The sequence below is a fragment of the Streptomyces sp. JB150 genome (genome assembly GCF_011193355.1).
In the GTDB taxonomy this organism is placed as follows: Bacteria; Actinomycetota; Actinomycetes; order Streptomycetales; family Streptomycetaceae; genus Streptomyces.
Genome location: NZ_CP049780.1, coordinates 3,952,854 through 3,977,954 on the forward strand (window position 1 = coordinate 3,952,854; position 25,101 = coordinate 3,977,954).

At 71.4% G+C, this 25,101-nt stretch carries 24 protein-coding genes and 1 pseudogene; 17 read left to right on the forward strand and 8 right to left on the reverse strand.

Annotated elements, in window-relative coordinates; all coding sequences use genetic code 11:
* Positions 1-42 precede the first annotated feature (42 nt).
* From G7Z13_RS18475 to G7Z13_RS18485, 3 genes are all read right to left on the reverse strand, one after another.
* Positions 43-1,110, reverse strand: coding sequence for a Yip1 family protein (locus tag G7Z13_RS18475; RefSeq protein WP_166000722.1), 1,068 nt, complete (start codon positions 1,108-1,110; stop codon positions 43-45).
* 89 nt (positions 1,111-1,199) lie between these two features.
* Positions 1,200-2,675: a VCBS repeat-containing protein gene (locus G7Z13_RS18480; protein WP_166000725.1), complete on the reverse strand. Its 1,476-nt coding sequence runs from the start codon at positions 2,673-2,675 to the stop codon at positions 1,200-1,202.
* 197 nt (positions 2,676-2,872) lie between these two features.
* The gene (locus tag G7Z13_RS18485; RefSeq protein WP_166000727.1) at positions 2,873-4,174 is read right to left on the reverse strand and encodes a VCBS repeat-containing protein; all 1,302 of its coding nucleotides are present in this window, start codon (positions 4,172-4,174) and stop codon (positions 2,873-2,875) included.
* A 126-nt stretch (positions 4,175-4,300) separates the two neighbouring features.
* On the opposite strand from G7Z13_RS18485, the gene G7Z13_RS18490 reads away from it, so the two are divergent.
* The 8 genes from G7Z13_RS18490 to G7Z13_RS18525 all read left to right on the forward strand — a co-directional run bounded on the left by G7Z13_RS18490 (position 4,301) and on the right by G7Z13_RS18525 (position 10,078).
* Complete coding sequence (locus tag G7Z13_RS18490; RefSeq protein ID WP_240926261.1) at positions 4,301-4,822, forward strand: hypothetical protein; 522 nt, start codon at positions 4,301-4,303, stop codon at positions 4,820-4,822.
* Positions 4,823-5,111: 289 nt separating this feature from the next.
* The gene (locus G7Z13_RS18495) at positions 5,112-6,083 is read left to right on the forward strand and encodes an EamA family transporter (protein ID WP_166000729.1); all 972 of its coding nucleotides are present in this window, start codon (positions 5,112-5,114) and stop codon (positions 6,081-6,083) included.
* Positions 6,080-6,427 (forward strand): antibiotic biosynthesis monooxygenase, encoded by a 348-nt coding sequence (locus G7Z13_RS18500; protein ID WP_166000731.1) that lies wholly within the window; start codon positions 6,080-6,082, stop codon positions 6,425-6,427. The genes G7Z13_RS18495 and G7Z13_RS18500 overlap by 4 nt, the downstream gene beginning before the upstream one ends.
* A 270-nt stretch (positions 6,428-6,697) precedes the next feature.
* Complete coding sequence (locus G7Z13_RS18505) at positions 6,698-7,084, forward strand: hypothetical protein (protein WP_346767993.1); 387 nt, start codon at positions 6,698-6,700, stop codon at positions 7,082-7,084.
* Between the two features lie 94 nt (positions 7,085-7,178).
* Complete coding sequence (locus G7Z13_RS33355) at positions 7,179-8,471, forward strand: hypothetical protein (protein ID WP_206313097.1); 1,293 nt, start codon at positions 7,179-7,181, stop codon at positions 8,469-8,471.
* A 49-nt stretch (positions 8,472-8,520) separates the two neighbouring features.
* A complete protein-coding gene (locus tag G7Z13_RS18515) occupies positions 8,521-9,018 on the forward strand; it encodes a hypothetical protein (RefSeq protein ID WP_166000733.1) in 498 nt (165 codons plus the stop codon).
* Between the two features lie 86 nt (positions 9,019-9,104).
* Entirely contained in the window at positions 9,105-9,617 is a 513-nt protein-coding gene (locus G7Z13_RS18520; protein WP_166000735.1) for a hypothetical protein, read from the forward strand.
* A 107-nt stretch (positions 9,618-9,724) separates the two neighbouring features.
* The gene (locus tag G7Z13_RS18525; protein ID WP_166000737.1) at positions 9,725-10,078 is read left to right on the forward strand and encodes a DUF4333 domain-containing protein; all 354 of its coding nucleotides are present in this window, start codon (positions 9,725-9,727) and stop codon (positions 10,076-10,078) included.
* A 409-nt stretch (positions 10,079-10,487) separates the two neighbouring features.
* Here G7Z13_RS18525 and G7Z13_RS33710 read toward each other — a convergent pair.
* The 3 genes and pseudogenes from G7Z13_RS33710 to G7Z13_RS18540 form a co-directional block, all read right to left on the reverse strand.
* Positions 10,488-11,036 (reverse strand): annotated as a pseudogene (locus G7Z13_RS33710) (TerD family protein); the annotation flags it as partial.
* 77 nt (positions 11,037-11,113) lie between these two features.
* Positions 11,114-11,533: a hypothetical protein gene (locus G7Z13_RS18535; RefSeq protein ID WP_166000740.1), complete on the reverse strand. Its 420-nt coding sequence runs from the start codon at positions 11,531-11,533 to the stop codon at positions 11,114-11,116.
* A gap of 170 nt (positions 11,534-11,703) precedes the next feature.
* On the reverse strand, positions 11,704-13,995 hold the full coding sequence (locus G7Z13_RS18540; protein WP_166000742.1) for a (Fe-S)-binding protein: 2,292 nt from the start codon (positions 13,993-13,995) through the stop codon (positions 11,704-11,706).
* Between the two features lie 238 nt (positions 13,996-14,233).
* Here G7Z13_RS18540 and G7Z13_RS18545 point away from each other — a divergent pair, with 238 nt between their 5' ends.
* From G7Z13_RS18545 to G7Z13_RS18575, 7 genes are all read left to right on the forward strand, one after another.
* Positions 14,234-15,394 carry an MraY family glycosyltransferase gene (locus tag G7Z13_RS18545; protein WP_166000744.1) on the forward strand — a complete coding sequence of 387 codons (1,161 nt, stop codon included), beginning with the start codon at positions 14,234-14,236 and terminating at the stop codon, positions 15,392-15,394.
* A gap of 93 nt (positions 15,395-15,487) precedes the next feature.
* On the forward strand, positions 15,488-17,332 hold the full coding sequence (gene dnaK / locus G7Z13_RS18550) for a molecular chaperone DnaK (protein ID WP_166000746.1): 1,845 nt from the start codon (positions 15,488-15,490) through the stop codon (positions 17,330-17,332).
* Entirely contained in the window at positions 17,329-18,003 is a 675-nt protein-coding gene (grpE, locus tag G7Z13_RS18555) for a nucleotide exchange factor GrpE (RefSeq protein ID WP_166000748.1), read from the forward strand. The genes dnaK and grpE overlap by 4 nt, the downstream gene beginning before the upstream one ends.
* Positions 18,004-18,039: 36 nt before the next feature.
* Complete coding sequence (dnaJ, locus tag G7Z13_RS18560; RefSeq protein ID WP_166000750.1) at positions 18,040-19,206, forward strand: molecular chaperone DnaJ; 1,167 nt, start codon at positions 18,040-18,042, stop codon at positions 19,204-19,206.
* Positions 19,203-19,682, forward strand: coding sequence for a helix-turn-helix domain-containing protein (locus G7Z13_RS18565; protein WP_277347410.1), 480 nt, complete (start codon positions 19,203-19,205; stop codon positions 19,680-19,682). The genes dnaJ and G7Z13_RS18565 overlap by 4 nt, the downstream gene beginning before the upstream one ends.
* 370 nt (positions 19,683-20,052) lie before the next feature.
* Positions 20,053-21,162, forward strand: coding sequence for a substrate-binding domain-containing protein (locus G7Z13_RS18570; protein ID WP_166000752.1), 1,110 nt, complete (start codon positions 20,053-20,055; stop codon positions 21,160-21,162).
* Between the two features lie 292 nt (positions 21,163-21,454).
* Positions 21,455-22,492, forward strand: coding sequence for a helix-turn-helix transcriptional regulator (locus tag G7Z13_RS18575; RefSeq protein WP_166000754.1), 1,038 nt, complete (start codon positions 21,455-21,457; stop codon positions 22,490-22,492).
* 277 nt (positions 22,493-22,769) lie between these two features.
* Here G7Z13_RS18575 and G7Z13_RS18580 read toward each other — a convergent pair whose 3' ends face one another.
* Complete coding sequence (locus tag G7Z13_RS18580; protein WP_166000756.1) at positions 22,770-23,753, reverse strand: helix-turn-helix transcriptional regulator; 984 nt, start codon at positions 23,751-23,753, stop codon at positions 22,770-22,772.
* A 154-nt stretch (positions 23,754-23,907) separates the two neighbouring features.
* On the opposite strand from G7Z13_RS18580, the gene G7Z13_RS33360 reads away from it, so the two are divergent.
* Both G7Z13_RS33360 and G7Z13_RS18590 read left to right on the forward strand, forming a co-directional pair.
* Positions 23,908-24,123, forward strand: a complete 216-nt coding sequence (locus tag G7Z13_RS33360; protein ID WP_206313098.1) for a hypothetical protein — start codon at positions 23,908-23,910, stop codon at positions 24,121-24,123.
* On the forward strand, positions 24,120-24,455 hold the full coding sequence (locus G7Z13_RS18590) for a hypothetical protein (RefSeq protein WP_043502721.1): 336 nt from the start codon (positions 24,120-24,122) through the stop codon (positions 24,453-24,455). The genes G7Z13_RS33360 and G7Z13_RS18590 overlap by 4 nt, the downstream gene beginning before the upstream one ends.
* A 201-nt stretch (positions 24,456-24,656) precedes the next feature.
* Here G7Z13_RS18590 and G7Z13_RS18595 read toward each other — a convergent pair whose 3' ends face one another.
* On the reverse strand, positions 24,657-25,082 hold the full coding sequence (locus G7Z13_RS18595; RefSeq protein ID WP_166000758.1) for a TIGR03618 family F420-dependent PPOX class oxidoreductase: 426 nt from the start codon (positions 25,080-25,082) through the stop codon (positions 24,657-24,659).
* Positions 25,083-25,101: the final 19 nt, after the last annotated feature.

Here is a 25,101-nt window from a genome sequence, read left to right on the forward strand (position 1 = left end):
CGCGACGCCAGGGGCCCTTCCCGTGCACCGCACGGACGGCCGCTAGAACGTGCCCAGCTTCACGATCGACAGCAGCGCGATCAGCTGGATCGCCGACGCGCCCAGCGCCTTCGGCCACGGCAGGTCGTGGGAGCGGGACACCATCAGGGTGAGCAGGGCGCCGCCCGCCACCCAGGTGACCCAGCCGAGGATCTGCACGAACGGGGCGTCGCCGCCGAGGAACATCGCGACGATCAGGCGCGGCGCGTCCGAGAGGGACATGATCAGCATGGAGAGGCCGACCGTCGGCTGCCAGGCGCCGTTGCCGCCGAGCTGGCGGGCCAGGGTGTGGGTGACCACGCCCAGGATGAACGCGCTCAGCACCATGGCGACCGCGGTCGTGAGCACGATCGGCACCGCGCTGGAGAGCGTGGCGTTGATCGCGTCCTCGCGGGCGCCGTCGAAGCCGAAGACCGCGAGCAGGCCGTAGAGGAAGGTGACGATGAGGGCGGTGCCCCACATCGTGTAGTCCCGCATCCGCAGGAACGTCTGGTTCGGGGCGAGGACGATGCCCTTCAGCAGGTCCTTCCAGGGCAGCCGCGGGCCGATCGGCGCGGCCGGGGCCATGGCGCCCGTCTGGTAGGTCCCGCCCTGCTGGTACGGGTCCTCGTCGATGGAGAAGGCCTGGGTGTGGCCGGGGTTGTTCGCCGCGTACGGGTCCGTGGTGCCCGGGTGCGGGTACGACGAGCCGTCGTCGCCGAAGTACTCCGGCTCGCCGCCGCTGTGACCGCCGTAACCGGCGTGGCCGCCAGGGCCTGCGTGACCGCCTCGGCCGCCGGGACCGCCCGGTCCGCCGTGCGACGGGGGCCACGGGCCGCCCGGCCCGCCGCCGTAGCTCTGCTGCCCCGGGTACGGGTGCGGCTGCGGCGCGGGGGGATGGCCGTACGACGACGGGCCCTGCGGCGCCTGCCGGCCGTACGGGGGGTTGTGCGGTCGCGTGTGCGGGGCGCGGTCGTCCCGGCCGCCGCGTCCGATCCTGAATCCAGCCACGTCAACGAACGTACCTGGTCCCGGAGAGTGACGTGCCGGGCCCGGGGTTCCGGGCCCGGCTTTGCTGCCGAGCTGTGACATCCCTTACGGAGGTCCCTTAGGGGCCGGGCGGTTCGGCCCGCAGGGGTCGGGCCGGGCAGGACAGAGGCCCGGCCCGGCTGCCGTCGGGGTCAGTCGGCGATGTTCACGCCGAACGACGGCGTGCCGGTCGTCGAGACGCCGGTCGCGCTCGGCGAGACGGTGCGCCCGCCGGACGTGGTGATCTTCGTGCCGTTGGACGGCAGGTAGAGGATCGCGCCGTTGCCGTCGTTCTCGTACGAGCCGGCGATCAGGTCGGCGCGGCCGTCGCCGGTGACGTCGTCGAGCTTGACGTCGGCGCCGAGCGCGTCGTTCTTCTCGTCCTCGCCGGGGACGCCGGCCGTGCTCTGGGCGAAGGACTGCGCGCCGGAGGAGGTGTTCAGACCGGAGGCCGAGCCGTACAGGACGGTGACCATGCCGGTGTCGGTGATGCCGTCGATGTTCTCGCCGGCCACGCCGACCACCAGGTCCTGGTAGCCGTCGCCGTTGATGTCGCCGAGGTCCAGCTCGTAGCCGAAGTAGTCGTTCTTCTCGGAGGTGCCGGGCACGTTGCCGGTGTTCTGGGTGATGCTGGTGGTGGAGCCGGCGCCGCTCGCGGTGCCGTACGTGATCCACACCTTGCCGCCGTCGGAGGCCTCCGGGAAGGCGACGTCGCCGTCGGCCCGGTTCCAGTACATGCCGGTGACGATGTCGCCGTAGCCGTCCGCGTCGATGTCGCCGATCGCGGTGATGACGCCCGCCTTGAGCCGCTGGGCGGAGGCGGTGGACAGCCCGCTCGCGGTGCCGGGCACCAGGTAGTTGGTGTTCCAGCCGTAGTCGGTCTGCGTCTCGAAGCCGTCCACGACGAGGTCGGTGCGCTTGTCGCCGTTGACGTCGCCCGCGGTGAGGTTGAGCGGGCCGCGGGCGGAGCCGCCGGACAGGATCGGCGGCTTGATCGTGTAGCGGCCGCCGACCGCCTTGCCGGTGGCGCTGATGCCGCCCTTGAGGACGTGGAGGGTGCTGGAGGTGTTGCCGACGGCCAGGTCGGCCTTACCGTCGCCGTCGAAGTCGCCGGCGGCCAGGTTCTTGCCCCACCTGTCGTGCGCGGAGGGCGCCGGGTCGGCGATGGTCACGCCGGTGCCGGTCAGGCCCTTGGCGGAGCCCCACAGCACGGCGACGCCGCCGCCGTCCTGGTCGCTGCCGACGTCCTCCCCGGGAGCGGAGACGGCCAGGTCGTCGTAGCCGTCGCCGTTGAAGTCGGCGTAGGCGTGCTCGGAGCCGAAGCCGTCGCCGGTCTCGGCGCTGCCCGGGGTGCCCGTGGTGTTCTGGCTGACCACGGCGCGCTGGGTGGAGGTGACGCCGGTGGCGGTGCCGTACAGGGCGACGACCTGGCCGGCGGTCTGCTTGCCGCTCACCTGGGCGCCGGCGGCGGAGAAGGCGACATCGCCGATGCCGTCGCCGTTGAAGTCGGCCTGCGGGACGTGCGTGGAGTCGGCGGCGGTCGCCGTCGCGGCCGTGAAGGTGAGCAGCCCGCCCGTCAGCGCGGCCGCGGTGGCCGTCGCGAGGGCGAGTCGCAGGGTGTGCTGCATGCGGATCTCCTGCGGCATGCGGGGACGCCCGGCGGGCGTCCCGCGTCGATGGGGGTGCGACGGACGGCGAGCGTGCCGGGACGCCTCGGCTGGTGTCGCCGCGAGTTCCCCAGGTGTTCACGGTCCGGTCGGCGAACAGGAGACCGCTGGTGGGGCGCAAGGGTTGTACGTGAGGCCGAGGGGCGTTCGGAACCGGATCAGCGGGCCAGGAACGCGGACGTCGAGAAGGTGACGGCCGGCGTGCGGGCGAGCAGCCCGGTCCTCGCGCCCGGGTACAGCGCGACGGTGTCCTCGGTGTCGCCCCGGTGGGACCGTACGACGAGGTCGTCCCGCCCGTCCCCGTCGAAGTCCCCGGTGGCGAGGACCCGGGTGGTGCCGGCGGCGGGCGGGGTCACCGTCACCGGTCCGGCCGCGGGCAGTCCCCGCGTACGGCCGTGGAAGACGCGCAGTGCCGAGCCGCCCGAGATCAGCTCGCCGAGGCCGTCGCCGTCGAGGTCGGCGGTGTCGAGCAGGGCGCCGGGGGCGGGCAGGGTGGCGGAGGCGGGCGGGGTGGCGCCGGCGGGGGCCGGGAGGTCGTAGCGCAGGGCCGTCTCCCGCGCCGCGCCCACCGCCGCGTCCAGCGCCGGGCCCCTGCCGAAGCGAGCGAGGGCGACGTCGACGCCGGCGGGCAGGGTGACGCCGGTGCGGGCCGGGCCGGCCGGGCCGCCGAGCACGACCGCCGCGGGGCCCGCGCCCTCGGCCGTACGGACCACCAGGTCGTCGTATCCGTCGCGGTCGACGTCGGCGGCCGGGCCGACGGGCACGTTCCCCGGCGCGGCGATCGGCGCGCCCGCCGCCTTCGGGTCACCCTTGCGGGTGAACGGGCCGCGCAGGAAGCTCAGTTGCTCGCCCGAGGCGTGCACGACCAGGTCGTGCGCCCCGTCGCCGTCGAAGTCGCCGCACACCGGCCGGTCGGGCCAGTCGTTGCCGGCCCGGGCGCGGGCGGGGACGACCAGCCGCACGGCGCGGCCGGTGAGTCCTTGCGGGGAGCCGAAGAGGAGCTGGAGGGGGACCGGGGGCCGCCCCTGGCCGTCGTAGGGCGGATCCGTGGACACGACCAGGTCGGTGAACCCGTCGCCGTCGAGGTCGCAGCTCGCCTCGGCGTCCAGGACGGCGGGCAACTGACCGGCCGTACGGGCTCCTTGGCCGCCCGGCGTGATCAACTGCCGGGCGCCGGGGACCAGTCCGCGCGGACCGCCGCCGTACACGATGCCGATGCCCGCGTCGTCGGCGTGGCTCTGCCGCTTGACGAGGTCGTTGAGGACGAGGTCGCGGTGGCCGTCGCCGTCGAAGTCGTCGGGGACGTCGCTGCCGTCGCCGCGCGGCACCGGGAGCAGGCGCGGGGCGTCGGCGGCCCGCCGCACGGGAGGGCGTGGCGGCGCGGAGGGGGCGGTGGATCCGCACGCGGTGAGCAGCAGGACCCCGGTCACCACGGCCACCCCGGCAGCTCGCACGCGCATCCTTCACCTCGTCCGCCTCACGCACAACGACCGAGCAATGATGCACCTGTTCGAGAAAGGCGGATAGTACGAACTTCGTTGACCGGAAGTGCACGGCGGCCGCGAAACGGTCCTAGGCTGACCGTCGTGGACGACGACCGGAGCATCATCGACCTCCTCCATACCCTGGACCGCCTCCCCGGGCCGGAGCACCTGCAATTCCCCGACGGCTTCGACCTCATGAGCGCCCGTATCCGCGCCATCAAGCTCAGGAAGCGCCTGAACGAGGATTTCGGCACCCCGGAGCGCGATCAGCCCGTCCGCCTGGACGAGGGCATCCAGGACGCCTCCTTCTCCTTCGGCCTGCGCATCCCGCCCGGGGTGACGGAGGCCAAGCAGTGGATCTGCGTACGGCTGAGCAACTACGGCGACCTCGCCGTGGTGACCACGCCCCAGCCGGACAGCCACCCGGACCTGGACGCGGCCGTGGCGGCCGGCGCCCTGTCCGAAGGGGACCGCCGGCACGTCGTGAGCGCGCTGGCCGAGCTGGAGTACACCCTGGTGCCGCCGCGGCTGCTGCTGCGCGAGTACGACGGGGTGACGTGGCTCGCGGACGCGGACCCTCCGGGGGAGGTGACCTGGTGGACGCGGTTCTTCGACTATCTGTGACGGCGGCTGCCTGTGGCAGCGGCCGTGACCGCCGCCGGACTGCCCCGGACTGCCGCAGGGGCCGCCGCGGGGTTGCCGCATACAATCGCGGCATGAAGACCTACTGGCACGTCGTACTGCCGCCGCTCCGCGCCTGACGGGCGCGGACGGCGGACCGACCGTCTGATCCGATCCCCGACCGGCCCGCCGGGCCGCCGGCTCGCCGAGCCGTCGGGGGTCGTCGTCGCGCGCCCGTTCTCGGACTCACCGACCGGTCCCGGACGCATACGACGACGGAAGATTCACGACAGTGCCGAACCGCACCTCCTCCACGGCTGCCGCACGCCCGCGCACGCCGCTCGCCGGTCTCCTCGGCGGCCCCGCCCCCATCCTCATCTCGGCCGTCCTGTGGGGCACCACCGGAACCGCCGGCTCCCTCGCCCCGGCCGGCGCGCCCGCGGCGGCCATCGGCTGCGCGGGCCTCACCCTCGGCGGTCTCCTGCTCTACGTCACCTCCCGCGCCGCCCGCGCGCTGCCCGCCGCCTGCACCCGCCGCGAACGGTGGCTGCTGCTGCTCGGCGCGCTCGCGGTGGCCGGGTACCCGCTCACCTTCTACCCGGCGACCGCCCGCACCGGCGTCGCCGTGGCCACCGTGATCGCGCTTGGCAGCGCGCCGGTCTTCGTCGGCCTGCTCTCCTGGGCGCTGGGCCGCTCCCGCCCCACCACCCGCTGGACCTGCGCCACCGCGGCGGCCGTGCTCGGCTGCGCGCTGCTGGTGCTGGGCCCCGGGTTCAGCGGATCCGGCACGCCGGTGGACCCCACCGGCGTCCTGCTGGCCGCCTGCGCCGGGCTGTCGTACGCGCTCTACTCGCTGATCGGCGGCCGGCTGATCGCGGACGGGCACTCCTCGGACGCGGTGATGGGCGTGCTGTTCGGGGCGGCGGGCGTGTTGGTGCTGCCGGTCGTGGCGGGCACGGACACGCGGTGGCTGACCGAGACGCGGGGCGCGGCGGTGGCGCTGTACCTCGCCCTCTTCACCGTCTGCCTGGCGTACCGCCTCTTCGGCCGCGGCCTGCGCGCCACCCCGGCGTCCGTGGCGACGACCCTCACCCTCGCCGAGCCGGCCGTCGCCGCGGTGCTCGGCGTGACCGTCCTCGGCGAACGCCTGCCCGTCCTGTCATGGGGCGGGCTGGTCGTCCTGGGGGCCGGTCTCGGCGTACTGACGGCCGGGGGCGGCCGACGCGCGGATCGGCGGGAGGCGTCCGGCAGGATGGGGTCATGAGCGTAGTGAAGATCAACGTGCTGACCGTGCCCGCCGAGCAGCGGGAGGTGCTGGAGAAGCGGTTCGCGTCCCGCGCCCACGCGGTGGAGTCCTCCGACGGCTTCGAGTGGTTCGAGCTGCTGCGCCCCGTCGAGGGCACCGACAACTACCTGGTGTACACGCGGTGGCGGGACGAGGAGTCGTTCCAGGCGTGGATGGAGGGCCCGATGAAGGCGGCCCACCAGGGTGGCGCGGGCCAGGGCCAGGGCGGTGGCGAGGGCGCGGAGCGTCCGAAGCCGGCCGCGACCGGGTCCACGCTGTGGTCGTTCGAGGTCGTGCAGCAGGCGGCGCCGAAGGGAGAGTAGACGGGGATGGCCGAGAGGACTTGGCTCGCCTCTCGGCCGTACCCTCACCCGGTGCCCCGGGGCGGCGAACTCGCCTCCTGGCGCCATGAAGTGCAAAGAGGCTGTGAAGAGAAGTCCCGTTGAAATCAAGGGCTTTCGAGACCCACAGCGGAGCGCGCTAGTGTACGGATGGTCGTCAAGTGGGAGCCGGTGCGCCTGTGCATCCTCGCGGTGAGGTATCGGCAGAGCAGGGTCCGGACAGTCCCGTGATCGGGACGGACGGGGAGTGACGTGACGCAGCAGACTGTCGGGATGCGACTGAACCAGTTGCCCGCCGACCCCGGCGGCTCGGGTGGTCAGACTGATCTCACGTCATCTCCAGCAGAGAAGAAGGCCGCGGCGAAGGCCATCGAGGACGAGATCGAACCCGGGACGCGCAAGGCCGGCGACTTCGCGGACACGGAGACCAACGACGCGGTCAAGGCCTTCCGTGACGGATGGCGCACCTCGGGGGCCTTGAAGACGGCGCACACGACCTGGGGTGAGCAGGTGCGGAACCTGATGAACCGGCTCGCGTCGGAGAAGGCCGCGTTGCGGGGCGCCAACACGGTGCTCCAGGGCGCGGACCTCCAGACCGGCGTCGATGCCCGTGCCGTGTCCGTGATCGACACCTTCTGACCGCGCCGCCCAGCGTCCAGCTCGACGGCCGCTGCGCCTGGCCGGCCGTTACCGCCACGAACACGGGGACCCGATGCCGACTTACGCCGAGATCATGGCGACCGATCTGTCCGCACTCACCACGGCTGCCGACCGTTGGGACGGGATGGCCAAGGCGTTCCACACGCAGGAGACCGCCTATAAGCGGGATGTACACGGCATTTCCATGGGGCAGAGCTGGACGGGACTCAGCGCGGACGCCGCCAACAAGCGCTTCGACATCACGTTGAGGGAGTTCCAGAACGCGCAGACAGAGGCGAAGGCGGTCGCCTCCCTGCTGCGGGACGCCCATACCCAGTTCACGGATCTGCGGAAGAAACTCGAGTCGGCTCGTAAGGACGCCATCGAAGCGGGCATGGCGGTGTCTGAGCAGGGTGTGGTCTCCTTCGACACCACGAAGCTCACCGACGGCGAGCGCAACGCCCTGCACCACGATCCCGATTATCAGCAGTCCGTGAGCAAGGCCGTCGCCTCGTGGCAGGCGCGCATCGACCAGCTCGTGAAGCATGTCGGTGAAGCCGACGCCGGGGTCGAGATCGCCCTCAAGGCGGTGGTGCTCGACTCCGACCTCAGCGACGGCACGCTCACCGGCTTCAACGGCCAGGCGCAGGGCGACATCGAGAAGTACGAGGCCGCTGCGGCGGCGGAAGCCAAGAAGGAAGCCCAGAAGAAGAAGGAGGGATGGGTCGCCGAAGGGGAGACCTCGACCTCCGGACCGGAAACCGGTACGTCCGTTACCGGCCCCGACGCCAAGAGCGGGAAGCTGGGCGAGGCCGAAGCACATGCCGACCTCGGCCGGGCCGGCGCGGAGGGCTCGCTCACCAACGGACCGATGAAACTCGCCGGGGAAGCAGAGGCGTACGCCGGCGCCAAGGCGTCCGCGAGTGCCACCGTCACGAACGAGGGGTTCAACAGCGGCGCGTCGGGTTTCGCGGGCGCCGAGGCCACTGCTTCCGGCACGGCCGACGCCGGTCCCATCGGTGTCTACGGACGGGCGGAGACGATGGTCGGCGCGGAGGCAGGGGTCAACGCGGGAGCGGGGGTGGACGGTGTGCACCTGGGAGCCGAGGCATTCGCGGGGGCCAAAGGGTCCGTCTCGGCGGGGGCGGACATCGGCGGCATCGGGGCAGGTATCACGGCGGAGGGCTGGGCGGGGCCCGGCGCGGAGGCGAGCTTCAACTTCAGCAAGGATGCGAACGGCACCTGGCACGTCGGCCCCAAGGTGGGTGCGTCCCCGCTTCTGGGCGGCGGCCTCGGGTTCGAGTTCACTCTCAACCCCGGGAAGGTCATCGACACCGCAGGCGGAGCGGCCGACGCGGTGGGGGACGTTCTGGGCAGTGTGTTCTGAGGTACGCCCCCCGTGCCACCGCTTTCAGCCGTAACTAGGAGTGCTCACCATGGCGACGACCCTCCCCGTGCCCATCGCGTTCGAGTTGCCGGAGGGCTGGCGCGCTGCCTCTCCGGACGCGACCGGCGCACCCGGTGCCGCGTTCGTGGCTCTTCATCCGCGGCCGGACGCTGGATTCACAGCGAACATCACGATCGACGGGGAGTACCGCCCTGACGGCGCTACGCTGCGAGAGATCGCCGACGCCTCGGTTGAGCGCATGCGCCGGGCCGTCGGCTCCGTCGAGGTGACCACGCGCCGCGAGATCGGCTCCGCGGAAGCGCCCGGCCTCACGCAGACACTGGCCGTGTCGGCCGTGGTCAAAGGCGCGTACCAGGACCTCGTTCAGGCGCAGGCGTATCTGTCCATGCTGGATGTCACCGATCCGACCCGACGGGTGGTGCTCCGACTCGTCCTGACGGCCACTGCCTTGCAGTTCCCCGAGGTCCTGGAGGACTTCCAGGACTTCGTCCGTACGGTGCGCCCGGACACCGCGGCGTCTTCTTAGCGACTTGCTCCGATCGTCCGACAACGCGTGTCGCTCCGGCTCGGTCGATGTTGAACCGGCGGCCCGCCCTCTCTTAGGTTGAACTCATGGGACTCTTCGACAAGCTGACCGGTACCAGGCGTCCCGACGACGGTGTCACACCGGCCCCGCTTGAGGAGGTCCGGACGGCGCTGTTGGGACTGAACCGTTCTGACGTGCCGTACGTCATCCGAGACGGTGCAGCGGAGGACGCCGACCTGGTGGCGGAGTGGCGGATGGCGGAGCCTGCTTGGCAGGCCTTCTTCCTGGAGTCCCAGCTGACGCGTGCCGTGCGGATCCGCATGCGACTGGTCCAGGCGGAGCACGAGGTGCGTGCTCTTGAGGAACAGTGGGAGGTCACGCGCGTCGGCGATCCGCCGAGGCTTCAGATCTCGTCGCAGTACTCGCGCGGCCCGGACCGAACCGTTTCCCGTCACTGGACGATCGGTCGGGGGGAGAGCGGTCGGCTCGAGGTGACGGAGACCTTCCGCTTCGACGGCGCGGAGCTGCGCAACCCGCTGCGCGACGCTGTCCTGAAGTCGGGCTGGACGTGGCGCGGAGTGGTGTTCGGCAAGCTGTGAGCACGTGGTGATGAAGACGTGCTGACGGATACAGCCCCGCCTGGGAGTCAACCATGACCACTATGCTTCCGGCGTCTCTCTGTCCTGGTATTCGAATGGAGTCAGCCATGACCACGCCGCGCTTGCCCGCAGTAGCCCGGAGCCTTGCGACCTGGGCCGTCGGCGCGCTGCTCGTCGGCTGCTCGGCCTCGGTCGGTGCCGGCGACGGCGAGCCGAAGCTGTCCTCCGGGAAGCTGGCCGACACGGTTGCCGAGAAGCTGGCGGCCACCACCGGGCAGCCGAAGCCGGACGTCGCCTGCCCCGAGGACCTCACCGGCAAGGTCGGTACGACCACCCGTTGCACCCTCACCGCGGACGACGGCAGCACGCTGGGCGTGACGGTCAAGGTCACCTCCGTCGACGGGGACCGGATCGACTTCGACATCAAGGCCGACGAGACGGCTTCACCGGCCCCGCGCTGACGGCCGCGCCGCGTGCCGCCGAGGTGCCGGCGGGTCAGCGCGCCACCGGTTCCGTCTCCGTCCGCGGGGTGCGCTGAGGCGCCTGACGGTCCAGGTGGGTCACCACCGTGGCGTAGAACCGGTGCACGGCGTCGTCCACACTGCGGATGAAGCCCGTCTCGGTGCTTCCGCGGCTGCTGCCCATGCCCTTGAAGAGGGACAGCCGGAAACCGGTGTCTGCGCGCCGTTCTTCGGCAGCATGTCCCCCGGCTCCGGGCGCAGCCGTTCCAGGGTGCCTCGCGGCCCGCCCGTCTCCCCCTCGACCAGGGTCTCGACGTGGAGATCCGCGGGCGCCTCGGCCAGCTTCGGCGGCTTCAACTGCTTCGGCTCTCTCGGCTGCTTCGGCCGCATCGGCGGCTGCCGCCGCTTCGGCGTCGTCCTCGATGTCCACGCCGAAGTCCGTGGCCAGACCCGCCAGGCCGGAGTCGTAGCCCTGCCCGACCGCCCGGATCTTCCACTCTCCGGCGCGGCGGTACAGCTCACCGAAGATGAACGCGCTCACCGAACCGGCGTCCTCGACCGCGAAGGTGAGCAGGCCGTCGCCGGAGCTGTCGGACAGCGTCAGCCGCGGGTCGTCCAGCTCGCCGAAGTGGGCGCCGCCGTACCGGCTCGCGGCCACGACGACCCGGTCGACGTCCTGCGGGACCGCCGTCAGGTCGAAGCCGGTCCGGTCCTGGTTGCCGCTTCCCGTCGGCGCCTTGCCCAGCAGCTGCACGCTTCCGTCGGCGGCCACCGGGTCGTTGTAGAAGGAGAAGTCCGCGTCACTGCGGACCTCGCGGTCCGTGTTCAGCAACAGGACGGAGACGTCGGCGTCGCCCTCGCCCGTCTGGCTGGCCCAGTCGAGGCTCAGGAACACGGACTCGACGCTGTCGCTGAGGGCCGCCAGACCCACATGGGCGCCCTTGACCAACTCGTACATGATCCCCCCACCCCTGTACGCGACGAGTTCGTCCCGAGGCCGTTCAGGCGTATAGCCGGCACGCCTGAAGGCGGGGCCTAGAAGACCGTGACCCAGCCGAGGGCGAGGAGCACCGCGGCACTGGCGGCGCAGAACGCCGCGAGGAGGAACCACAGGACGGCGCCGAGCGGCCTGACCACCGTGTCCACGACGGCGTAGGAGGCCCTGCCCGGGTCATCCGTCCGGTAGCGCAGCCGGGCGTGCGAGCCGACCCTTCCGCGGTCGTGCTCCGACGTGCGCGGCACGTAGACGTCCCGGCTCACGCCGTCCGGGGTGGCGAAGCGGTAGGTGTGACGCGTCGTGCCGGAGGCGACGCACGTTGCCCTGACTCCCCGCGTGCCCCGCAGAGCGGTCCGCGTCTGCCGGACGAGGTCGACGCCGAGGCGGCCGACCTGCCGGCACGCCCAGGCGAGTCCCACGGCGGCGGCCACCGAGGCGAGTCCGACCAGTGTCCCCATGAGCCGAGCCTTCCGCCGCTTCCCCCGGACGAGGGTCACGCTAGCCGAAGCCCCGGACCGGCACCCGGGTCACCGTAACCGTCGGCCGGCGGGGAAACGGCCGACGCCCCCACGTCGCGGGTGACGTAGGGGCGTCAGGGGTGCCGTAGGGCCGTGGGGCCGTGGGGCCGTTACTTCACCGGCTCCGGCTCCGGCGCGTTCTCCGGGGCCGCGGGGCCCGTCGGGTCCTCCGGGTCCGCGGGGGTCTTGACGGAGTCCAGCAGGAGCTGGGCGACGTCGACGACCTGGATGGACTCCTTGGCCTTGCCGTCGTTCTTCTTGCCGTTGACCGAGTCGGTGAGCATGACCAGGCAGAACGGGCAGGCCGTCGAGACGATGTCGGGGTTGACCGACAGGGCCTCGTCGACGCGCTCGTTGTTGATGCGCTTGCCGATGCGCTCTTCCATCCACATGCGCGCGCCGCCCGCGCCGCAGCAGAAGCCGCGCTCCTTGTGGCGGTGCATCTCCTCGTTGCGCAGGCCCGGGACCTTGCCGATGATCTCGCGCGGAGGCGTGTAGATCTTGTTGTGGCGGCCCAGGTAGCACGGGTCGTGGTAGGTGATGATGCCCTCGACCGGGGTCACCGGGATCAGCTTGCCCTCGTCCACGAGGTGCTGCAGCAGCTGGGTGTGGTGGATGACCTCGTAGTCACCGCCGAGCTGCGGGTACTCGTTGCCGAGCGTGTTGAGGCAGTGCGGGCAGGTGGCGACGATCTTCTTCGCCGACTTCGGCTTCGCGGACTCCGGGACGACCTTGCCCTCGTCGTCCAGCTCCTCGCCGAACGCCGTGTTCAGCGCCATCACGTTCTCCATGCCCAGCTCCTGGAACAACGGCTCGTTGCCCAGGCGGCGGGCGGAGTCGCCCGTGCACTTCTCGTCGCCGCCCATGATCGCGAACTTGACGCCCGCGATGTGCAGGAGTTCCGCGAAGGCCTTGGTGGTCTTCTTGGCGCGGTCCTCCAGGGCGCCGGCGCAGCCGACCCAGTAGAGGTACTCGACCTCGGAGAGGTCCTCGATGTCCTTGCCGACGACCGGCACCTCGAAGTCGACTTCCTTGGTCCACTCCAGGCGCTGCTTCTTCGCCAGGCCCCAGGGGTTGCCCTTCTTCTCCAGGTTCTTGAGCATCGTGCCCGCCTCGGAGGGGAAGGCGCTCTCGATCATCACCTGGTAGCGGCGCATGTCGACGATGTGGTCGATGTGCTCGATGTCCACCGGGCACTGCTCGACGCAGGCGCCGCAGGTGGTGCAGGACCACAGGACGTCCGGGTCGATGACGCCGTTCTCCTCCAGCGTGCCGACCAGCGGGCGCTCGGCCTCGGCCAGCGCGGCGGCGGGGACGTCCTTCAGCTGCTCCTCGGACGCCTTCTCCTCGCCCTCCATCGTCTTGCCGCCGCCCGCGAGCAGGTACGGCGCCTTGGCGTGGGCGTGGTCCCGCAGGGACATGATCAGCAGCTTCGGCGAGAGCGGCTTGCCGGTGTTCCACGCGGGGCACTGCGACTGGCAGCGGCCGCACTCGGTGCAGGTGGAGAAGTCCAGCAGGCCCTTCCACGAGAACTGCTCGACCTGGGAGACGCCGAAGACGTCGTCGTCGCCCGGGTCCGCGAAGTCGATCGGCTTGCCGCCGGAGGTCATGGGCTGCAGGGCGCCGAGCGCCGTCGAACCGTCCGCGTTGCGCTTGAACCAGATGTTCGGGAAGGCGAGGAAGCGGTGCCAGGCCACGCCCATGTTGGTGTTGAGCGAGACCGTGATCATCCAGATCATGGTCGTGCTCAGCTTGATCATCGCGAACAGGTAGACCAGGTTCTGCAGCGCGCTGACGCTCAGCCCGTCGAGGACCATGATCACCGGGTACGACGCGAAGTACGCCGCCTCGTAGTGGTCCACGTGGTGCAGGGCGCCCTCGAGCGCGCGCAGCATGTAGATCGCGAGGCCGATGGTGAGGATGACCCACTCGACGAAGTAGGCCTGGCCCATCTTCGAACCGGCGAAGCGGGACTTGCGGCCCGGCCGGCTCGGCAGGTTCAGCAGGCGGATCACCATCAGCACGGCGATGCCCAGCGTCGTCATCGCGCCGATGAACTCGATGTACATCTCGTACGGCAGGAAGCCGCCCAGCACCGGCAGCGTCCAGTCGGCCCGGAACAGCTGGCCGTACGCGGTGATGATCGTCGGCGGCAGCGTCAGGAAGCCGATGGCGACGAACCAGTGGGCGATGCCGATGATGCCCCAGCGGTTCATCCGGGTGTGTCCCAGGAACTCGCGGACCAGGGTCACGCTGCGCTGGTAGGGGTTGTCCGTCCGGGTGCCTGCCGGGACCGGCTGGCCCAGCTTGAAGTACCTGACGAACTGGCCGATCGCGCGTGCGAGCAGCGCAACGCCGACCACGGTCAGGACCAGCGACACGATGATCGCGGCGAGTTGCATGGGGGCTCCTCGGGCCTGCGAGGGAGATTACTAAGCGGTAACTTATGCAGTCCGTCTGAGACTACCCGTATCTTCCGCCGCACTGTAGCCGGGCGCGGGGTGATCTGAGTCGCTGAGGGTTGCCTCAGCGGGTGGCGGCGACGGCGACGGCGACCGGGCCGCGCACGAGGGGGAGACCTCGCGGCGACCGATCGTGTTATTCGCATCAAATCGGTACATTCGCCCCTACTTTAGTTCCGTGCTCTACGGGATTGCCGCCGCCACCGCCGCCCTCGTCGCCGCCGCCCTCCTCGCGGCCCTGCTGCGCGCCCCCGCGCAGCGCCTCGGCCTGCTGGACCGGCGCCGCCGCGACCGCCCGCTGCCGCTGCTCGGCGGCGTCGCCGTGGTGCTGCCGACCGCGGGCGTGGCGACACTCGGCGACCTCACCGCGGTCGCCCCGCTCGGCGAGGGCGTCGCGGCGCTGCTCGCCGCCGCGGCCGGCATCGCGCTGCTGGGCCTCGTGGCCGACGTACGGCCGCTGCGGACCCGCGCCCTGTTCGCCGGTACGGCGGTGGCGGCCGCCTGGGTGATGCCGTACGAGGAGACCGGCGTGCTCGGCGGGGTGCTGGCCGCCGGCTGGGTCGCCTCGATCGCGCTGGCCTTCCGGGCGCTCGACCACGCGGACGGGCTGGCGGGCACCGTCGGGGTCGTCACCGCCTTCGGGGCGGGGGTGTGCGCGGCGGCGGAGGTGATGGACGGGCTCGCGGTGCTGCTGAGCGTGCTGGCGGCGGCGCTGACCGGGTTCCTGATGCACAACTGGCCGCCCGCGCGGATCGGCCTGGGCGCCTGCGGGTCCCTGTTCACCGGGTTCCTGCTCGCGGCGGCGGCCGTCCTCACCCGCGCGGGCCGCGAGCCGGGGGAATCGGCGGCGGTCCTCTTCGCGCTCACCGCGGTGGCCGCCGCCCAGCCGGTCCTCGCGGCGGGGGCGCGGTGGCGGGACCGGCGGCGGGCGGCGGCGATCGGCCCTTCCCGGCGGCGCGGCCCCGTCGGCGTCTCCGGGCGCACCTTCGCCGACACCCCGGGGCGTGCCCCCGCCGACACTCCCGGGCGCGTCTTCGCCGACACCCCGGGGCGTGCCCGCGGCGACACCCCCGGCCGCGCTCCCGCCGACACCCCCGACGGGTTCGCCTGCCGGCTGCGGCGGCGGGGGATGACCGCCCAGGGGGCCGTGGTCGTCACGGCCGGGTGCGCGCTCGGCGGGGTGGCCGTCGGGGTGCTGGTGCACACCGGGTCGGTGGGGGCGGGAGCCGTGTGGTGGGTCCTCGCAGGGGTCGTCGGAATGGTCGTTTTCCTGTGCAGGAGCCGTCGCAGAAAGGCATCGGCGCAGGTCGGGAGTTACTTGCGCGTAAGGAACGGATAAGAGTTGAGCCCAGTCGGCTCAGGTCTGTTGACCCGGCGCATGGTGTGGGGCACACTTGAGCCTGTTCCACTCAAGTCGCTGGAGGAATCAACCATGGCACGTGCGGTCGGCATCGACCTGGGCACGACTAACTCCGTCGTCAGCGTTCTGGAGGGCGGCGAGCCCACCGTCATCACCAACGCCGAGGGCGCCAGGACCACGCCGTCCGTCGTCGCCTTCGCCAAGAACGGTGAGGTGCTGGTCGGCGAGGTGGCCAAGCGTCAGGCCGTCACCAACGTCGACAGGACCATCCGGTCGGTCAAGCGCCACATGGGCACCGACTGGAAGATCAACCTGGACGGCAAGGACTTCAACCCCCAGCAGATCAGCGCCTTCGTGCTGCAGAAGCTGAAGCGGGACGCCGAGGCCTACCTGGGCGAGAAGGTGACCGACGCGGTCATCACCGTCCCGGCGTACTTCAACGACGCCGAGCGCCAGGCCACCAAGGAGGCCGGCGAGATCGCCGGTCTGAACGTGCTCCGGATCGTCAACGAGCCGACGGCCGCCGCCCTGGCGTACGGCCTCGACAAGGACGACCAGACCATCCTCGTCTTCGACCTCGGTGGCGGTACGTTCGACGTCTCGCTGCTGGAGATCGGCGACGGTGTCGTCGAGGTCAAGGCCACCAACGGTGACAACCACCTCGGTGGTGACGACTGGGACCAGCGCGTCGTCGACTACCTGGTCAAGCAGTTCCAGGCCGGGCACGGCGTGGACCTGTCCAAGGACAAGATGGCGCTGCAGCGTCTGCGCGAGGCCGCCGAGAAGGCGAAGATCGAGCTGTCCTCGTCCACCGAGACCTCGATCAACCTGCCGTACATCACGGCCTCCGCCGAGGGCCCGCTGCACCTCGACGAGAAGCTGACCCGCGCCCAGTTCCAGCAGCTGACCGCGGACCTGCTGGAGCGCTGCAAGACGCCGTTCCACAACGTCATTAAGGACGCCGGCATCTCCATCAACGAGATCGACCACGTCGTCCTCGTCGGCGGCTCCACCCGTATGCCCGCCGTCGCCGAGCTCGTCAAGGAGCTGACCGGCGGCAAGGAGGCCAACAAGGGTGTGAACCCGGACGAGGTCGTCGCCATCGGCGCCTCGCTCCAGGCCGGTGTCCTCAAGGGCGAGGTCAAGGACGTCCTGCTGCTCGACGTCACCCCGCTGTCCCTCGGCATCGAGACCAAGGGCGGCATCATGACCAAGCTGATCGAGCGGAACACCACCATCCCGACCAAGCGGTCGGAGATCTTCACCACGGCCGAGGACAACCAGCCGTCGGTGCAGATCCAGGTCTACCAGGGCGAGCGCGAGATCGCGGCCTACAACAAGAAGCTCGGCATGTTCGAGCTGACCGGTCTGCCCCCGGCGCCGCGCGGCGTCCCGCAGATCGAGGTCTCCTTCGACATCGACGCCAACGGCATCATGCACGTCACGGCGAAGGACCTCGGCACCGGCAAGGAGCAGAAGATGACCGTCACCGGCGGCTCCTCGCTCCCGAAGGAAGAGGTCGACCGCATGCGCGAGGAGGCCGAGCGCTACGCGGAGGAGGACCACAAGCGCCGCGAGGCCGCCGAGACCCGCAACCAGGGCGAGGCGCTGGTCTACCAGACCGAGAAGTTCCTCAAGGACAACGAGGACAAGGTCCCCGGCGACATCAAGTCCGAGGTCGAGGAGGCCGTCGCCGAGCTGAAGGAGAAGCTCAAGGGCGAGGACACCACCGAGATCCGCACCGCCACCGAGAAGGTCGCGGCCGTCTCGCAGAAGCTGGGCCAGGCGCTGTACGCCGACACCCAGGCCGCGCAGGCCGCCGGCGGCGCCTCGGCCGGTGCCGGTGAGGCCAAGGCCGACGACGACGTCGTGGACGCCGAGATCGTGGACGACGAGCGCAAGGACGGTGCGGCGTGACGGAGGAGACCCCGGGCTTCGAGGAGAAGCCCGACGTCCCCTCCGGCGCCACCCCTGACGACGCCGAGCCGAAGGCCGCCGACTCCTCCACCCCGGAGGAGGCGGCGGCCCCGGCCGGGGACGCGAACGAGACAGCGGGTCTGGTGGCCCAGCTGGACCAGGTGCGCACCGCGCTCAACGAGCGCACGGCGGACCTCCAGCGCCTCCAGGCCGAGTACCAGAACTACCGCCGCCGGGTCGAGCGCGACCGGATCGCGGTCAAGGAGATCGCCGTGGCGAACCTCCTGACCGAGCTCCTGCCCGTCCTCGACGACATCGGGCGCGCGCGCGAGCACGGCGAACTGGTCGGCGGCTTCAAGTCGGTGGCCGAGTCGCTGGAGACCGTGGCGGCGAAGATGGGCCTGCATCAGTTCGGCAAGGAGGGCGAGCCCTTCGACCCGACGATCCACGAGGCCCTGATGCACTCCTACGCGCCGGACGTCACGGAGACGACCTGCGTCGCGATCCTCCAGCCGGGGTACCGCATCGGCGAGCGCACCATCCGCCCCGCGCGGGTCGCCGTCGCCGAGCCCCAGCCGGGCGCGCAGCCGGCCAAGGCCGAGGGCGAGCAGGGCGCGGAGGGTGCCAAGAAGGCCGACGACAAGGAGAACGGTGGCCCGGAGGAGGGCTGACGTTATCGCGTACGCAGGAGAGGAGGGACGTCGGGGATGAGCACCAAGGACTTCATCGAGAAGGACTACTACAAGGTCCTCGGCGTCCCCAAGGACGCCACCGAGGCCGAGATCAAGAAGGCGTACCGGAAGCTCGCCCGCGAGTTCCACCCGGACGCCAACAAGGGCAACGCCAAGGCCGAGGAACGCTTCAAGGAGATCTCCGAGGCGAACGACGTCCTCGGTGACCCGAAGAAGCGCAAGGAGTACGACGAGGCGCGCGCGCTCTTCGGCAACGGCGGCTTCCGGCCCGGTCCCGGCGCCGGCGGCGCCACGTTCAACTTCGACCTGGGCGACCTCTTCGGCGGCGCCCAGGGCGGGGGCGGCTTCGGCGGCGGACTCGGCGACGTCTTCGGTGGCCTGTTCAACCGGGGCGGCGCGGGCGCCACGCGCACCCAGCCCCGGCGGGGCCAGGACATCGAGTCCGAGGTCACCCTGAGCTTCACCGAGGCGATCGAGGGCGCCACCGTCCCGCTGCGGATGTCGTCACAGGCGCCGTGCAAGGCCTGCTCCGGCACCGGCGACAAGAACGGCACACCGCGCGTGTGCCCGACCTGCGTCGGCACCGGGCAGGTGGCGCGCGGCTCCGGCGGCGGCTTCTCCCTCACCGACCCGTGCCCCGACTGCAAGGGCCGCGGCCTGATCGCCGAGCACCCCTGCGAGATCTGCAAGGGCAGCGGCCGGGCCAAGTCGTCGCGCACCATGCAGGTGCGCATCCCCGCCGGGGTGTCCGACGGGCAGCGCATCCGGCTGCGCGGCAAGGGCGCGCCGGGCGAGCGCGGCGGCCCGGCGGGCGACCTGTACGTGGTGGTCCACGTCAAGGAGCACCCCGTGTTCGGCCGCAAGGGCGACAACCTCACCGTCACCGTCCCCGTGACCTTCGCGGAGGCGGCGCTCGGCGGCGAGGTGCGGGTCCCGACCCTCGGCGGCCCGGCCGTCACCCTGAAACTGCCCCCCGGCACGCCGAACGGCCGTACGATGCGGGCCCGGGGCAAGGGCGCGGTCCGCAAGGACGGCACCCGCGGTGACCTGCTGGTCACCGTGGAGGTGAGTGTTCCGAAGGACCTGTCGGGGAAGGCTCGTGAAGCGCTTGAGGCGTATCGCGAGGCGACCGCGGGCGAGGACCCGCGGGCGGAGCTGTTCCAGGCCGCGAAGGGAGCATGAGTCAGATGGATGGCCGTCGTCCCCGCCAGCGCGGGGGTTTTCCTCCGTATGAACTGACCGAGGACACGCCGGTCTACGTCATCTCGGTGGCGGCCCAGCTGTCCGGCCTGCACCCGCAGACCCTGCGCCAGTACGACCGACTGGGCCTGGTCTCCCCCGACCGCACCGCCGGCCGGGGCCGCCGTTACTCGGCCCGTGACATCGAACTGCTCCGCCAGGTGCAGCAGTTGTCGCAGGACGAGGGCATCAACCTGGCCGGCATCAAGCGGATCATCGAACTGGAGAACCAGGTCGCGGCGTTGCAGTCCCGGGTCGCGGAGCTGGAGGCCGCCCTCGACGGCGCGGCGGCGGCCATGCGCCAGCGCGAGGCCGCGGTGCACGCCTCCTACCGGCGCGACCTGGTGCCGTACCAGGAGGTACAGCAGTCCAGCGCGCTGGTGGTGTGGCGGCCGAAGCGGCAGCAGCAGCCGGACTGACGAAGCGGCGCACGCGTGCGGGGCCCGGAGGTACGACACCTTCGGGCCCTTCGTCTGTTGTGTCCGGCCTGTCCCGGCTCGCGGCCTTCGTGAAGGAGTGTCAGGGTCGTGGCGGTGGCGCGGCTGGCCGAGTTCGTTCGGTCCTTCGGTCGAAAACGAGCCGCCCCGTGCGGCGGCCGTAGGGGTTATGACTCCCGCGGGGCCGGATGGGTTGTACGAGACGAAGCGGAATGTGGTGTTGTCATCTCGTTAAGTAGTTTTGCTTGACGCTGGGGCCCGACGCCGCGTTGGCTTTTCAGTCACATGGGTCGCAAGGGTGCGCCCCCGTCCGGAAAACACCCCCGGAAGACACCTAGAAGTGAGCCTTTCCATGCGTCGTCGTATCGCCATGTCCGTGGCCGCGTGTTCGTTGGCCCTGTCGCTCGCCGGCTGCGGTGTGCTGAACGCGACAAGCGACGGAGGCGACGCGACACCGACCAAGGGCGACGACCTCACGGTCGGTCTGCTGCTCCCGGAGAAGGCGAACACCCGGTACGAGAAGTTCGACTACCCCATCATCCGGGACAAGGTCGCCGCCCTCACCGACAGGCGCGGCAAGGTCGCGTACGCCAACGCCGAGCAGAACGCCGCCAAGCAGGCCCAGCAGCTGCAGCAGATGATCGACGACCAGGTGGACGTCATCCTGCTGGACGCGGTCGACGCGCACGCCATCGCCGCCGGCGTGCAGAAGGCCAAGGAGGCGGGCATCCCGGTCATCGCGTACGACCGGCTGGCCGAGGGCCCGATCGACGCGTACATCTCGTTCGACAACGAGCTGGTCGGCGAGGTGCAGGGCCGCACCCTGCTGGAGGCGATGGGCCCGGACGTCGACACCTCCGACAAGATCGTCATGATGAACGGCTCGCCCACCGACCCGAACGCCAAGCAGTTCAAGGCGGGCGCGCTGTCCGAGCTGAACGGCCGGGTGACGATCGCCTCGTCCTTCGACACCAAGGACTGGAAGCCGGAGAACGCCCAGGCCAACATGGCCAAGGCGATCGAGGTGCTCGGCGCGGGCAACATCGCCGGCGTCTACTCCGCCAACGACGGCATGGCCGGCGGCGTCATCGAGGCGCTGAAGGCCGCCGGGGTGACCAAGCTGCCGCCCGTCACCGGGCAGGACGCCGAGCTGGCGGCCGTGCAGCGGATCGTGAGCGGCGAGCAGTACATGAGCGTCTACAAGTCCTACCCGGCCGAGGCCGAGGCCGCCGCCGAGATGGCCGTCGCCAAGGTGCAGGGCAAGGACATCCAGTTCGACGCGCTGACCCGCGACCGGGTCGACAGCCCCACCCACAAGGACATCCCGGCGCAGCTGGTGTCCGTGGTCGCGCTGACCCGGCAGAACATCAAGCAGACCGTCGTCTCCGACGGCATCTACAAGGTGTCCGAGATCTGCGCCGGGCCGTACAAGGCGGCCTGCGCGGAGCTGGGCCTGAGGTAGCCGGCGCCCGCGGCGTCGTCCGGGCGCGCGTCAAGGGGAGTTCACGCCGTACGGGCGTGAACTCCCCTTCGCCGTACGCCCGTACGGGCGAGGGGCGTGGGGGACGGCACGCGCGCCGCGGGCAACGAGCCGTCGCGATCCGTTGTCGGAATGTGACGGACCGGGGTGGGGGCGAACCGCTGCATACCGGGGCTTTCCAGCGGCCACAGGGGGAAGAGGCGTGTTGCGGAGCAGGTGCGCTCCGCGCATAGTTGCGCTGCGGAAGACGTGGAAACCGGGGGTGGGATGGGCGATGGCCGGGCACGGGACGGACGAGCATCCACACGGTGCTGACCGACTGTGCGAGGCCGGGGATCGGGTGTATTCCCGGGCCGTACGGCGCGGCCGCGTGCCCCGCCGCGACGCCGAGGCGGTGCCCTGCCTGCTGGAGCTGGCGCTGCTGCACCCGGATCCCGACGACATGGACTGGCTGGTGCCCACTTCCCCGCAGGAGGTCATGACCCGGCTGCTGCGCGGCGTCTACGACGAGATCAGCGCCAGCCAGCGGCGGGTGGGCTCGGCGGTGGCCGCCGTGGAGTGGTACGCGGGCCTGGGCGGCCGTACGGCGGCCTCCGCGGCCGGCGGTGAGGGTACGGCGGCGATCCGGGTCCTGGACGGGCCGGCGCGCATCCAGGCGGCGCTGGACGAGGCGACGGCGGCGTGCACCACCGAGGTGCTGACCGTGCAGCCGGGCGGCATCCGGCGCGAGCACGAGCTGTCCGAGGGCCTGCACCGGGCGCTGGCGCTGCGCGGGCGGGGCGTGCGGATGCGGGACCTGTACAACCACGTCGCCCGGCACGGGCAGGGGCTGCTCAACTACCTGGAGCTGATGGGCGACGCGGTCGAGGCGCGCACCCTCGACGAGGTCATCGAGCGGCTGATCCTGTTCGACCGCACGGTCGCCTTCATCCCCGCCAACCCCGACCGCACGATGGCCCTGGAACTGCGCCATCCCGGCCTGGTGGCCTACCTGGTGACGGTCTTCGAACGCCTGTGGCGCCTGGCCATCCCCCTCACCGCTGCCCTGCCCGACACCGGCATCGAGGGCATCTCGCACCGCGAGCAGTCCATCGCCGCGCTGCTCGCCGAGGGCCACCAGGACGCGGTGATCGCCGAACGCCTCGGCATCAGCGTCCGCACCTGCCGCGCCCACATCGCCCGCCTCTGCGAAACGCTGGGCGCGGCCAGCCGCACCCAGCTCGGCGTCCGCATCGCCCAGGTCGGCCTGGACGGCCCGCCGCGCCCGGCGGGCCTCACGGTCCCGGGGCGGGAGTCGCCGGGGGTCCGCTGAGCGGGACAACGGGCCGGCGGCGGGCGCGTGGACGCACCCCTCGCCGCCGCGCGGCACCCGGGAAGGCCCCCGCCCGCCCCGCAGGCCCCGACGGACGCCCCGGGGCCACACCGGGCCCGCACGGCACTCCCGAGCCGTCCACGCCCGCCTCAGACGCCTCCAGGGCGCTCTGGGGTTTCCCGGTCACCGGTCCGATGCCGTCCTCGACGGCGCACGGCAGCCGCGGCAGCGCCACCGACGGCGCCGCGGGCCGCTCCCCCGGCTGGCGAGACACCCCCTAGCGGTCGCGCTCCAGGATTCCCGACCGGGCGATGAGATAGCCGAGTTGGGCCCGGCTGCCGCTGCCGAGGGCGGCGGCGAGCTTGGCGATGTGGGCCCGGCAGGTGCGCACGTTCATGCCGAGGCGGCGGGCGATGGCCTCGTCGACGTGGCCCTCGATGAGCAGTTTCGCGATGGAGCGCTGGACGCCGGTGATGCCCTCCGGCGTGGACTCGTACGGCACTTCCTCCATCAGCGGCACGGCCCGCTGCCACAGTTGCTCGAAGACCTTGATGAGGTACTGGACCAGTCCGGGGTGGCGCAGTTCGAGGGCGACCTGGCGGTCGTCCTGGGCGGGGATGAAGGCGACGGTGGCGTCACAGACGATGAGCCGTTCGATCAGCTCCTCCAGCGTGCGGATCTCGACCTTCGCGCCGGCCATCTTGTCCATGTACGCGAAGGTGGCCTGACTGTGCCGCACGGTGTGCTGGTAGAGGGTGCGCACCGAGATCCCGCGCTCGATCAGCGGCTTGCTGCGCTTGAGCGCCTGGCTCAGGATGTGCTCCGGCCTGCTGCCGCCGGGCTGTACGGTCAGCACCTCGGTGCGGGCCTCGGCTATCGCCACGTCCAGCGCGGCGTGGATCCGGTCGATGCCCTCCAGCACGGTGATGGCATGCGTGGCCGCCGGTTGCTGGGCACTGATGGCGAGGAAGGGCTGGAAGGTGTCCGTGAGGTCGACGGTCAGCCGCCGCCGGTCCTGTATCTCCCGTTCCAGCGGCTGGAGTTGCTGGGCCAGCACGATGGACGGGGGGACGGGGCGCAACCAGTTCGCGTCATCCGGGTCGGGGTGGAGCAGGGCGAACTCAAGCAGGCAGGGAGCGGGCTTGACCTCGTCGCGCGCTATTCGTCCGGAGCTGAGGGCCGCGGCGTACAACCGCGATCCGTCGGCGCACAGCTCAGTGATGCCGTGAGGATGTGTCGGGTTTGTGCTCTTCGGTGACAAATCTCCACCCCCCAGGGTCCTGAACGTGCAGGAACATGATGCATCCCCCCGGTGGCATTGACGTGCCTGAATGAGCCATCGTCTTGTTCCGCGGGGGAGAGGAAGCCATCAAGTGAGGACGAAGCCGACCATGAATAAGAGAATGCTTCGCTCGGTGCTTGCTACTGCCGTCGTTGCTCTGGCGCTGGCCTTCGGTGCGGCCGGTCCTCTCGACGTCGGCTGGCGGACCCCTGCCCAGGTGGAGAGCGCGGCGGCGGTGACCGGGGACGTCGGCTGGTCCGTCGAGGCCGCGCCCGGCGACGTCGGCTGGAGCGTCGTGGCCGGCGGCGAGGACGTCGGCTGGTCGGAGCCGGCGGGCGCGGACGCATGACCACCCCACCCGACGACCGGTCCTTCCGGCGTGAAATGGCCACCGCGTACCGTTCCGGCTGGCACTTCATCGACCTGGCCACCGCCATCCCCCACAACGGTGACTCGCTCATGGTCACCGTGTTCGGTGAGCCGGTCGTCGTCACCCGGGACGAGGACGGGGACGTACGGGCGTACCGGTGCCTGCGCCGGCCCCGGGGTGCGCCGCAGCCCGTGCGCTGCGCCATCCGGTACGGAATGATCTTTGTGAACCTCGACCAGCGCGACCACCGGTTGGCGGAGCCGGAGACCCCGGACCCCATGACCATCTCGGCCACCCCCCGCAGCGCCTGACGCGATTCCCCCGTCGTAAAAGATCGCGCAGGTGCTTCCCCCCGCAGCGGCGTCACCGTGACCTGAACACGGTGACGCCGCTGTGTTTCCTGCCGTTATCCACGGGTTCGGGTGGATCGGCGGTTGGCCGAAACCCGCGCCTGGACCCCGGTCCTCAAGCGGCCCTCGAGCCGCTCCTCGCGCGTGTCCCCGGCCGCGCGCTCACGCGGACCGGCGGGCGTTGCCCATCGCGCGGGTCAGCTCGATCTCGATGACCACGCGGTCCGGATTGGGGGCCGGCGTCCGCTCGTAGCGCTCGGCGTAGCGCCGTACCGCCTCCGCCACCCGCTCCGGCTCGGTGCGCACGAAGGCCCGGCCCTCCAGCGTCGCCCACCGCCTGCCGGCCACCTGGCAGACGGCCACCCGCGCGCCCTGCGGCCCGGCCGCCCGCACATGGCGCACCTTCGCGCTCGTCCTGTTGGTGATCACCCGGGCCAGCCGTGCCTCCGGGTCGTACGTCACCCCCACCGGGACCACGTGCGGGCTGCCGTCCGGGCGCGGGGTCGTCAGGGTGCACAGGTGCCGTTCGCGCCAGAAGCTGAGGAACGCCGGGTCCGGGGCACCCGGATCGAGGGAGTGTGTGGCCATGGTCAATCCGCCTTGAGTG

What these genes read in the sequence shown, in the direction of transcription:
- G7Z13_RS18475 (WP_166000722.1), bottom strand. Translation starts at nt 1,110, where the DNA reads ATGTCACAGCTCGGCAGCAAAGCCGGGCCCGGAACCCCGGGCCCGGCA.
- G7Z13_RS18565 (WP_277347410.1), top strand. Translation starts at nt 19,203, where the DNA reads ATGAGTCAGATGGATGGCCGTCGTCCCCGCCAGCGCGGGGGTTTTCCT.
- G7Z13_RS18520 (WP_166000735.1), top strand. Translation starts at nt 9,105, where the DNA reads ATGGGACTCTTCGACAAGCTGACCGGTACCAGGCGTCCCGACGACGGT.
- G7Z13_RS18570 (WP_166000752.1), top strand. Translation starts at nt 20,053, where the DNA reads ATGCGTCGTCGTATCGCCATGTCCGTGGCCGCGTGTTCGTTGGCCCTG.
- G7Z13_RS18595 (WP_166000758.1), bottom strand. Translation starts at nt 25,082, where the DNA reads ATGGCCACACACTCCCTCGATCCGGGTGCCCCGGACCCGGCGTTCCTC.
- G7Z13_RS18500 (WP_166000731.1), top strand. Translation starts at nt 6,080, where the DNA reads ATGAGCGTAGTGAAGATCAACGTGCTGACCGTGCCCGCCGAGCAGCGG.
- G7Z13_RS33355 (WP_206313097.1), top strand. Translation starts at nt 7,179, where the DNA reads ATGGCGACCGATCTGTCCGCACTCACCACGGCTGCCGACCGTTGGGAC.
- G7Z13_RS18485 (WP_166000727.1), bottom strand. Translation starts at nt 4,174, where the DNA reads ATGCGCGTGCGAGCTGCCGGGGTGGCCGTGGTGACCGGGGTCCTGCTG.
- G7Z13_RS18515 (WP_166000733.1), top strand. Translation starts at nt 8,521, where the DNA reads ATGGCGACGACCCTCCCCGTGCCCATCGCGTTCGAGTTGCCGGAGGGC.
- G7Z13_RS18540 (WP_166000742.1), bottom strand. Translation starts at nt 13,995, where the DNA reads ATGCAACTCGCCGCGATCATCGTGTCGCTGGTCCTGACCGTGGTCGGC.
- G7Z13_RS18575 (WP_166000754.1), top strand. Translation starts at nt 21,455, where the DNA reads ATGGCCGGGCACGGGACGGACGAGCATCCACACGGTGCTGACCGACTG.
- G7Z13_RS18480 (WP_166000725.1), bottom strand. Translation starts at nt 2,675, where the DNA reads ATGCAGCACACCCTGCGACTCGCCCTCGCGACGGCCACCGCGGCCGCG.
- G7Z13_RS18535 (WP_166000740.1), bottom strand. Translation starts at nt 11,533, where the DNA reads ATGGGGACACTGGTCGGACTCGCCTCGGTGGCCGCCGCCGTGGGACTC.
- G7Z13_RS18525 (WP_166000737.1), top strand. Translation starts at nt 9,725, where the DNA reads ATGACCACGCCGCGCTTGCCCGCAGTAGCCCGGAGCCTTGCGACCTGG.
- G7Z13_RS18590 (WP_043502721.1), top strand. Translation starts at nt 24,120, where the DNA reads ATGACCACCCCACCCGACGACCGGTCCTTCCGGCGTGAAATGGCCACC.
- dnaJ (WP_166000750.1), top strand. Translation starts at nt 18,040, where the DNA reads ATGAGCACCAAGGACTTCATCGAGAAGGACTACTACAAGGTCCTCGGC.
- dnaK (WP_166000746.1), top strand. Translation starts at nt 15,488, where the DNA reads ATGGCACGTGCGGTCGGCATCGACCTGGGCACGACTAACTCCGTCGTC.